At 60.7% G+C, this 8547-nt stretch carries 6 protein-coding genes; 3 read left to right on the plus strand and 3 right to left on the minus strand.

The annotated features are described in order from the left end of the window. Window positions 1–138: 138 nt before the first annotated feature. Window positions 139–963, plus strand: coding sequence for a glycerophosphodiester phosphodiesterase family protein (locus H6B15_RS07180; protein ID WP_345941956.1), 825 nt, complete (start codon window positions 139–141; stop codon window positions 961–963). 75 nt (window positions 964–1038) lie between these two features. Next, window positions 1039–1611 carry a DUF4830 domain-containing protein gene (locus H6B15_RS07185; protein ID WP_204647317.1) on the plus strand — a complete coding sequence of 191 codons (573 nt, stop codon included), beginning with the start codon at window positions 1039–1041 and terminating at the stop codon, window positions 1609–1611. A 53-nt stretch (window positions 1612–1664) separates the two neighbouring features. Here the strand turns inward: H6B15_RS07185 and H6B15_RS07190 are convergent, their stop codons facing one another. Then, window positions 1665–3023: a sodium-dependent transporter gene (locus tag H6B15_RS07190; protein WP_204647318.1), complete on the minus strand. Its 1359-nt coding sequence runs from the start codon at window positions 3021–3023 to the stop codon at window positions 1665–1667. 154 nt (window positions 3024–3177) lie between these two features. Further along, window positions 3178–4938: a threonine--tRNA ligase gene (gene thrS / locus H6B15_RS07195; RefSeq protein WP_204647319.1), complete on the minus strand. Its 1761-nt coding sequence runs from the start codon at window positions 4936–4938 to the stop codon at window positions 3178–3180. A 754-nt stretch (window positions 4939–5692) separates the two neighbouring features. Here thrS and rny point away from each other — a divergent pair. Continuing rightward, on the plus strand, window positions 5693–7246 hold the full coding sequence (gene rny, locus H6B15_RS07200; RefSeq protein ID WP_204647320.1) for a ribonuclease Y: 1554 nt from the start codon (window positions 5693–5695) through the stop codon (window positions 7244–7246). A 118-nt stretch (window positions 7247–7364) separates the two neighbouring features. Here the strand turns inward: rny and H6B15_RS07205 are convergent, their stop codons facing one another. Next, window positions 7365–8171, minus strand: a complete 807-nt coding sequence (locus H6B15_RS07205) for a hypothetical protein (RefSeq protein WP_204647321.1) — start codon at window positions 8169–8171, stop codon at window positions 7365–7367. Between the last annotated feature and the right edge of the window lie 376 nt (window positions 8172–8547).

Raw genomic sequence — 8547 nt, forward strand, 5'->3', positions numbered from 1 at the left:
GAAAGTTTTCTTAAAATCTTTTTCACGAATTTACCGGAATTCTGTCTTGTAACACCGCCGGGAACGCGCTACAATAGGAAAGCCCCGGGGCAGGGCTTTCCGGCGCCGGGCAGAAAGGAGAAGGTTGTTTTGGTCGTTGTGATCCTGTTGCTGTTCCTGTTGCTGGCGGTGGTGTATATGATGGCGCCGGGACGGCGCCGGCCGGAGACTTGCGCGCCTTTTGCAGGGCGCAACTATGCCCACCGGGGGCTGTTTGCCAGGGACCAGTCGGTGCCGGAAAACAGCCTGCCCGCCTTTGAAGCGGCGGTGCGGGGCGGGTACGGCATCGAGCTGGACGTGCAGTTCACATCCGACCGGCAGCTGGTGGTCTTCCACGACGATACCCTGGACCGGATGACCGGTGCCAGGGGCTTTGTGCGGGACCATGACTTTGCCACGGTGGGCGGTCTGTCTTTGGCGGGTACCGCCTGTACGCCGCCGCTGTTCTCCCGGGTGCTGGAAACGGTGGAGGGCAGGGTGCCGCTGATCGTGGAGATCAAGAGCCGCCGGGAATACGACGGCCCCTACCTGGACGCCCTGTGCAAAGCCACCCTGCAGGCGCTGGAAGGGTATGACGGCCTTTATTGTATCGAGAGCTTCGATCCCCGGGTGGTGTGGCGCATCCGCCGCATGGCACCCGGGGTGCTGCGGGGCCAGCTGGTGGACAGCTACCGCACCAACCGGCGGGAAGGCGCCCATCCGGTGCACGCCTTTCTCATCAGCCACTGTTTCGGCAATTTTCTGGGGCGGCCGGATTTCATTGCCTGGTGCCCCGAGGAAGAAAACTGGGCCGTGGCCCTCTGTCGGGCCATGGGAGCCATGATGGTGCAGTGGACCATCCTGCCCGAACACGACTGGCAGCAACGGCAGGGGCGGTACGACGCCCTGATCTTCCAGTGGTACACGCCGGACCCCGAATACTGAATCATAGGACATAAACAGCAGCCCGCCCGCATACCTTGCAGTAAAAGTTTTGTAAGGCAAGCGAGGGGGCTGCTTATGTTTTTGTTTACTGTAACCAAACCAAGGCTGCGGCAGGCCGGGGCGCTGGCCCTGTGTGCGGTCTGCCTGGCGGGCACCATCACCGCCGCCGTGCATTTTGCAAACGACAGTGTCACCGCGTCCGCCGGGGTATCCGAACAGACGGTCATCGAGACCACCCAGGACATTGCCACCTACTTTACCGGCTACGGGTTTGAGGTGGACCTGGCCACCGCGGCGGTGGATAAGGTGAAGATCCCCAAACAATGGGACGACAGCTTTGCCGCCTTCAACCAGGTGGTGGAGGAAAGCGGCCTGACCCTGGAAAAGTACAAGGGCAAGACGGTGGAAAAATGGACCGCCCTGTGCCCGGTACTGTCCGACGGGGAAAACGACACCTACTGTGTGCTGCTGGTCTACAAGACCCAGCCGGTGGGGGCCTATCTGCTGGCAAAGCCTTCGGGTGAGGTGACCGGTCTGGTATCGACCGCCCAGCAGACCGCCGCCGACGCCGAGACCGCTGCCGCCCAGGAGGACACCGCCCAGACCAGCGCCGGGGTGGTGGACGAAAGCGCCTTTCCCACCGAATAAAAAACAGCCGGTGTCCCATGGTGGGATACCGGCTGTTTGCGATGTTGCAGGGATCAGAACAGGCCGCCCAGCAGGATCACCACGATCAGGATGGGCAGAACGAACTGGAAGTAAGGCTTGAGCCAGCGGGGCATCTTGATGCCGCTGCCGGTGTTGGTCTCCGCCAGGTACTTGTCAAAGCCCCAGCCCCAGCGGCTGACGCAGAACAGGAGGTAGATCAGGCTGCCGATGGGCAGCAGCAGGTTGCTGACCAGGAAGTCCTCGCCGTCCAGCACGGTGCTGGTGCCGCCCAGGGGGGTGATGAAGCTCCACAGATTGTAGCCCAGCACACAGGGAATGCTGGCCACCAGCACCACCACGCCGCCGATGAGGACGGTCTTGCGGCGGTCCAGGCCGAACTGGTCCATCAGGCAGGCGATGATGTTCTCAAACACCGCAATGACGGTGGTGAAGCTGGCAAAGGTCATGAACAGGAAGAACAGGGACCCCCAGATGCGGCCGCCTGCCAGGCTGGCAAAGACGTTGGGCAGGGTCACGAAGATCAGCTGCGGGCCGCTGTCCGGGCTGACGCCGTAGGTGAAGCAGGCCGGGAAGATGATCAGGCCGGCGCAGATGGCCACGAAGGTGTCCAGGGCGCAGATGCGTACCGCCTCGCCGGGCAGGGTGAAGTCGCGGGTCATGTAGCTGCCGAAGATTTCCATGGCGCCGATGCCCAGGCTCAGGGTAAAGAAGGACTGGTTCATGGCGGCCACGGCAACGTTCAGGATGCCGGCCTCCCCGGCGCGCTTCCAGTCGGGCAGCAGGTAGAAGGTCAGGCCTTCCCCGGCGCCGGACAGGGTCAGGCTGTGCATCACCAGAATCAGAATCAGCACCAGCAGAGCGCCCATCATCCATTTGCCGATGCGCTCCACGCCGTTGCGCAGACCGAAGCTGCACACCACAAAGCCCAGCACCACGGTCACGGCCATGAACAGGCCCATCTCGCCGGGGTTGGCCAGCATGGCGTTGAAGGTGGCTGCGGAAGTTTCGGCCGTGGCGTTCTCAAAGGTGCCGGTCAGGAACTTGAAGAAGTAGCTGATCATCCAGCCGTTGACGGTGGTGTAGTACATCATCAGCACCAGGCAGCCCAACAGGCAGGCCCAGCCGTGCAGGTGCCACACGCTGCCCTTGGGTTCCAGGGCCTTGTACGCCTTGCCGGCGCTGCCGCGTCCAGCGCGGCCCACGGCCAGTTCCATGGTCAGCACGGGCACGCCCATGCAGATGAGGAACAGCAGATAAAACAGAACAAACACGCCGCCGCCGTTCTGGCCGGTGACGGTGGGGAAGCGCCAGACATTGCCGATGCCGATGGCGCAGCCCGCGCTGATCAGGATAAACCCGAGGCGCGAGGCAAAGGACTCACGATTTTCCAAAAAAATTCCTCCTTCGATTTCAAACACCGCTTTTCTATTATAGCGGCTGGGCAGGGCACAGGCAAGAAGAATTTTTGACGTTTGGCCGAAACCTGTGCAGAAAAAAGCCGCCGCCTGCGGCAGCAGGCAGCGGCTTTGTGTGATGATGAAAAAATCAGCGGCGCTCGGCGATCTCTTCCTTGACGCTGTTCAGGAACTCGTCGGCGGACATGGTGGTGGTGTCGCCCTTGCGGTCACGGACGCTGACGGTGCCGGCTTCGGCTTCCTTGGCGCCCAGAACCAGCATGTAGGGCACGCGGTCCACCTGCTGGGCCTGACGGATCTTGTAGCCGATCTTCTCGTTGCTCTCATCCAGAACAACGCGCACACCGGCGTCTTCCAGCTTTTCGGCCACGCCGCGGGCGTAGTCCAGGGTCTTTTCGCTCACGGGCAGCACCTTGACCTGGACGGGAGCCAGCCAGGTGGGGAACTTGCCGGCGTAATGCTCGGTCAGGATGCCGATGAAACGCTCGATGGAGCCGAAGCAGACGCGGTGGATCATGATGGGACGTTCCTTCTCGCCGGCCTCGTTGACGTACTCCAGATGGAAGTTCAGCGGCATCTGGAAGTCCAGCTGGATGGTGCCGCACTGCCAGGTACGGCCCAGGCTGTCTTCCAGGTGGAAGTCAATCTTCGGGCCGTAGAAGGCGCCGTCGCCCTCATTGATGATGTAGGGCATGTTCAGCTTTTCCAGGGCGTTCTTCAGGCCGTTGGTGGCGTCTTCCCAGTCCTCGTCGGAACCCATGGAGTCCTCGGGACGGGTGCTCAGCTCCACGAAGTACTTGAAGCCGAACTTGTCGTACACCGAGTTGATCAGGTGCACCACGTTGGCGATCTCGTCGGAGATCTGGTCGCGGCGCATGAAGATGTGGGCATCGTCCTGGGTGAAGCAGCGCACACGGAACAGGCCGTGCAGGGCGCCGCGCAGCTCGTGGCGGTGCACCAGGCCCAGTTCGCCCACACGCAGGGGCAGTTCGCGGTAGCTGTGGGGCTGGCTGCGGTAGACCAGCACGCCGCCGGGGCAGTTCATGGGCTTGATGCAGTAGTCCTCGCCGTCAATGACGGTGGAGTACATGTTGTCCTTGTAATGGTCCCAGTGGCCGCTGGTCTCCCACAGATGGCGGTTCATGATCAGGGGGGTGGAAACCTCCACGTAGCCCGCCTTGCGGTGAATCTCACGCCAATAGTCGATCAGGGTGTTCTTCAGCACCATACCGTTGGGCAGGAAGAAGGGGAAGCCCGGGCCCTCGTCGCAGAACATGAACAGGTTCATTTCCTTGCCGATCTTGCGGTGGTCGCGGCGGGCGGCCTCCTCCAGCAGCTTCAGGTGGGCTTCCAGCTCCTCCTGGTTGCGGAAAGCGATGCCGTTGATGCGGGTCAGCATCTTGTTGTTCTTGTCGCCGCGCCAGTACGCGCCGGACTGCTGGGTGATCTTGAAGGCTTTCAGGGCCTTGGTGTAGGTCAGGTGAGGACCGACGCACATGTCGATGTACTCGCCCTGCTGGTAGAAGCTGATGGTGGCGTCGTCGGGCAGATCGCCGATGTGCTCCACCTTGTACTTTTCGCCGCGCTCCTGCATCAGCTTGACAGCCTCTTCCCGGGGCAGAGTGAAGGCCTTGATCGGCAGGTTTTCCTTGCAGATCTTCTTCATCTCTTTTTCGATCTTTTCCAGGTCCTCATCGGTGAGCTTGGTGTCGCCCAGGTCCACGTCATAGTAGAAGCCGTTTTCGGTGGCGGGGCCAAAGGCAAAATCCGCTTCGGGCCACAGGCGCTTGATGGCCTGGGCCATGATGTGGGCGGCGGTGTGACGGATGACGTGCAGTTCTTCTTCCTGCGGGCATTCCTTGACGGTGCCGTCATTGTAGATGACTTTCATACTTGCAACCTCCCTAAGTTGCGGCGGCCCGCGGCCGCCAGATAAAATAAAAAACGCTTCACCCCATTCAAACACGGGGTGAAGCGGTATGCTCCACGGTTCCACCCGAATTGCAGGCAAAAGCCCGCCTCTCGTATCAGCTGTAACGGGCTGGCCCGGCGGGGGTTCGCCCCCGCGCTCTGCGGTGGTAAGAAAAGCGCCCTGCGCCAAGCCGCTTGCAGCACACCGTTTGCACGGCGGCGGCTCTCTCTGGAACGTGGGTCAGCCCTTCCGTTTGTCCGCATCATCGCATTCATCAGGATGAAGCTACCGCTATTGTAGCGCGGCGGTTTTCAAAAGTCAAGCCCAGCGGCACCACTTTGTCAATCCGTAACAATTTCTTGACAACCGTTTCAAATGAATATAAACTATAATCAGTATACAACGGCGTATGCAGTATGACCGCACGATTCGGGCGGTACCGCAGCGCCGAAGGGCCGCCGCTGCGGCGGGCGCTGTGTTTTATTTGGTATAGCATGCACGCAAGTTTGCATTTGAATAAACGTGCTTACGTTGTTTTTATAAGACTTTTTTCCCACGGGAGCCATCCGCCCCGCCGCCCGGCGGCAGGTGTGTTTTGGTGTACCATCCGGCCCGCGGTCGGCATTGACCGCGTCTGATCAAACAACTGCATCGAATAAAGTAAGGCCCCGCCTTTGGCTGCGACCCTCAGGTTTACACGCATATTCTGAATAAATTTGAGGAGTTGAAACGAATGCCCACCATCCTTACGGTGTTGGTGGTCGTTGTCGTCGCCGCCGTGTGCGGGGTCGTCTGTTTTTATGCAGGCATGACCTACCGCAAGCGCACCGCCGAGGCCAAATTCGGCTCAGCGGAAGAAGAGGCCAAGCGGATTGTCAACGACGCCATCAAAGCAGCCGAACAGAAACGGAAAGAGACCATCATCGAAGCCAAGGACGAAGCCTTCAAGCTGAAGAGCGAGGCGGACAAGGAGATCAAGGATCGCCGCGCCGAGGTCAGCCGCCAGGAACGGCGCATGGACCAGAAGGAAGAAGCCCTGGACAAGCGCACCGCCGCGGTGGAGCGCAAGGAAGAAGATCTGAAGAAGCGCGCCGAACTGGTGGAAGCCCGCCTGGATGAGCTGGAACAGCTCAAGCTGCGCCAGACCGAAAAGCTGGAAACCATCGCCGCCATGACCCAGGAAGACGCCCGGGCCGTGCTGCTCAAGCAGATCGACGACGAACTCACCCACGAAAAAGCCATGCGTGTGGCCGCCTTCCAGGCCAACATGAAGGACGAATGCGACAATCTGGCCCGGGATATGATCGGCCAGGCCATTGCCCGCTGCGCCGCCGATGCCACCAGCGAAGCCACCGTCTCGGTGGTGCCGCTGCCCAGTGACGAGATGAAGGGCCGCATCATCGGCCGTGAGGGCCGCAACATCCGCGCCCTGGAAACCGCCACCGGCTGCGATCTGATCATCGACGATACCCCCGAAGCCATCACCTTGTCCAGCTTCGACCAGACCCGGCGCGAGATCGCCCGCCTGGCCCTGGAACGCCTGATCGCCGACGGCCGTATCCATCCCGCCCGCATCGAGGAGACGGTGGACAAGTGCCGCCGGGAACTGGAACTGCAGATGAAGCGGGAAGGCGAAAAGGCGGTCATGGATCTGGGCATCCACAGCCTGCATCCCGACCTGGTCAAGCTCATCGGCCGTCTGAAATACCGCACCAGCTACGGCCAGAACGTGCTCAGCCACAGCCTGGAAGTGGCCTGGCTGGCCGGCCTGATGGCGGGCGAACTGGGCCTGAACGTCCAGCAGGCACGCCGTGCCGGTCTGCTGCATGACATCGGCAAGGCCCTGGACCACGAGATCGAGGGCAGCCACGTCCAGATCGGCGTAGACATCTGCAAGAAATACCGGGAGAATCCCGCTGTCATCCATGCCATCGAGGCCCACCACGGCGACGTGGAGCCCAAGACGCCGCTGGCCTTCGTCATCATGGCGGCCGACGCTATCAGCGCGGCCCGTCCCGGCGCCCGGCGTGAGAACATGGAAAGCTATATCAAGCGCCTGGAGACCCTGGAAAGCCTGTGCAACAGCTTTGAGGGCGTGGAAAGCTCCTATGCCGTCCAGGCCGGCCGTGAGGTCCGCATTCTGGTCCAGCCGGACAAGATCAGCGACGACCAGGTCATTCTGCTGGCCCGCAGCATTGCCAGGAAGATCGAGGACGAGCTGGATTACCCCGGTCAGATCAAGGTCAGCGTGATCCGCGAAAGCCGCGCCACCGAGTACGCCAAGTAAAACCGAACAATCCAAAAGCCAGCCCCGGCCGTTACAGGCCGGGGCTGGCTTTTTTGTACGGAGCAAAGAAAAACCGGAACCGCCGCAAAGGGCGATTCCGGTGTGGGAACGTTTTTTGTCAGGATTCCTCGCTGGTTTCCTTTTCCAGCTTGTCGTCCCGCATTTGCTTGATGGTGGCTTCCAGATTGAAGCTCTTTTCCATGGGAATGTAGATGATCAGCAGGCTGGGCACCATGGGCAGCCACAGGTTGGTGAAGGGCAGAATGTACAGCGAAACGGGGAAGAAGAGCAGGAACACACCCCAGTACACCACCTGTACCGCCACCGCGCCGATGCTGCGGGGCAGATACCCCAGGAACAGCAGCACGGCGTTTTTCAGAATTCCGGCAAAAGACATGTCCAGCAGGGCGATCTGGGGGATGATGTAAGTAATCAGCCCCAACACCAGCACCATGCCGGCAATCAGGATGGCCCAGCTGAACACCGTGCTCTGCAGGCTGTTCATGTGGAACAGGGTGAAGATCTGCATGCCGATGACCAGCCCGAAGATGGCGCCGGGCAGCAGACAGGCCTTGGCGTTGCGCTTCCAGGCGCGGCGGTAGGTGGTCCACCAGTAACCGGGTTCATCCCGCAGGCTGCGCAGCACGGTGTCCGCCATGCCGCACAGCTCCGGCGCGGCGATCATGCCGCCGATGAGCCCTGCCGCCAGCACAAAGATCACGGCGTGGCTGGTGATGGCCAGGATCATACCGAATATAAAGGGAATCATACCCAGGAACGCCAGAAAACCGGCCCGGAAGAAAGCCCAGAAATCGCGGCCCAGCATCTCGATCAGGCGGGCCAGACCCTTTTTGCGCGGCTCATCCGGGCGTACACCGGGCCCCGGACGGTTGTAACCGCCGAAAAACGCGGAAAAAATGGACATACTGTACCTGTCTCCTTTGCGGATGAATTTTGCTCTATTGTAGCAGAATCGCCGGATTTCTACAACCGTTTCTTGCAAAACAGAGGTTGCGGGGTTGTAAAATTCACCGGGGCGGCTTTACAAAACGGGCAAAAAAAAGTACAATAAGAACTATGACATTCCGGTTACAAAGCAACCGGGTCGTGGGCGTACCGAAGCGCCACGAAGAGAAAACAGGAAAAGAGGATCAAGCCTATGAAACGTACCCTCCTTTGTGTGCTGGCCGTTCTGGCAGCCTGCACCATGCTGGTGGCCTGCAAGCGGTCGGGGGATGAAATCGCCGTCTCCTCGGAAACGCCCTCCGCCTCTTCCCAGGAACCCCAGGCGACCTCGGAAC

The organism is Gemmiger formicilis, assembly GCF_016900095.1.
Lineage (GTDB): Bacteria > Bacillota > Clostridia > Oscillospirales > Ruminococcaceae > Gemmiger > Gemmiger formicilis_A.